This is a genomic window from Streptomyces xingningensis (assembly GCF_054957865.1).
In genome coordinates, this window is the sequence record NZ_JBDJPF010000157.1 from 1 (window position 1) to 1444 (window position 1444).

1 protein-coding gene is annotated in these 1444 nt (G+C 68.6%); it reads left to right on the top strand.

The genetic code is table 11. The features are described 5' to 3' along the window. The first annotated feature begins 48 nt into the window (after positions 1-48). On the top strand, positions 49-1398 hold the full coding sequence (locus ABCR83_RS32595; RefSeq protein ID WP_462698879.1) for a lipase family protein: 1350 nt from the start codon (positions 49-51) through the stop codon (positions 1396-1398). Positions 1399-1444 lie beyond the last annotated feature (46 nt).

Sequence of the window (1444 nt, forward strand, 5' to 3'; positions counted from 1 at the left end):
GGCCGTAGCGGTCATCTCTCTGATCCGCTTACACCGTTTGGGAGAGTCATGCGCAAATTCAGAGTGCGGCACGCCGCGATCGCGGGCGTCGTCGCCCTCGCCGTCGCCGCCGTGCCCACTGTCGCGTCCGGCGTTCAGGAGCAGTCCTCGTCGACGACTGCCGGGAGCGACGCGTTCTACACCTACAACGGCAGCAAGCCGCTGTCCTCGTACAGGCCCGGGGACGTGCTCAAGGTCCGGACGCTGTCGTACCACGTCCTGGGTATCGCGACACCCCTCCAGGCGACGCAGCTGCTCTACCGCACCACCGACGAGCAGGGTCACCCGTCCGCAGGCGTGACCTCCGTGCTGCGCAGCCCTGGCGGCGACGGCCGCAAAGTCGTGTCGTACCAGTCGTTCTACGACTCGCTCAACCCCGAAGACGGTCCGTCCCGGGCGGTCGCGGGCAACGTCAAGCTGCCCGGCGGCTTGATCGCGAACGGCGAGTCCACGCTCGTGGCGCCGCTCCTGCTGTCCGGCTACGACGTCGTCCTCCCTGACACCGAGGGGCAGGCCGCCCACCTCACGGCCTCCCGCGAGTACGGGTACAACACGCTGGACTCCCTGCGTGCCGCTTCCAGCGCGGCGTCGAGGACCGGCATCAGCCCCGACGCGCGCGTCGGCCTCATGGGCTACTCCGGCGGCGCCGTCGCGACCAACTGGGCCGCCTCCCTCGCGCCCAAATACGCCCCTGACGTCAACAAGCGCCTGGTGGGATACGCCGAGGGCGGGCTGCTCGTGAAGCCCTCGCACATCCTCAGGTACATCGAAGGCAGTCAGGTGTGGTCCGGACTCATCCCGGAGTTGCTCATCGGGCAAGCGCGTTCGTACGACTTCGACCTCAAGAAGTACCTGAACGACTACGGCAAGCAGCTGGTCGACGAGCACCAGCACTCCTCGATCGCCGACGCGCTGGGCCACTACCCCGGTCTGACGTGGAAGAAAATAGCGAAGCCGGAGTACGCGAACCCGAACTCCGTACCCGAGCTCGTCGAGGCCGTCAACAAGACCAACCTCGGCCTGGCACCGACCCCGACCGTCCCCGGCTACATCGGCCAGGGCAACGCCGGCTCCTTCGAGGGAACCACGAGCAACATCGCGGGCATCGGCTCGGGCGACGGCATCACGGTCGCCGGGGACACACGGGCGCTGGCGCGGAAATACTGCGCCGAGGGCGGCGCCGCGGTCTGGTACAAGCAGTACGACGTCCTCAGCCACTTGACCGCGCCCACGGCCACGGTGCCCACCGCGCTCGCCTGGCTGCGCGCCCGGTTCGCCGGCAAGGAGGCCCCGTCCTCCTGCGGCAGCATCGCCGAGGGCAACTCACTTGCGGCTGACGAGACGGTCCCCGCCGGATGAGGACCTGACGGGGGCCGCAGCGAACTTCGCCAAGACCGCTTAGAAG

Excerpts from the sequence above, each read along its gene's own strand:
- ABCR83_RS32595 (WP_462698879.1), top strand. The coding sequence starts at position 49 with ATGCGCAAATTCAGAGTGCGGCACGCCGCGATCGCGGGCGTCGTCGCC.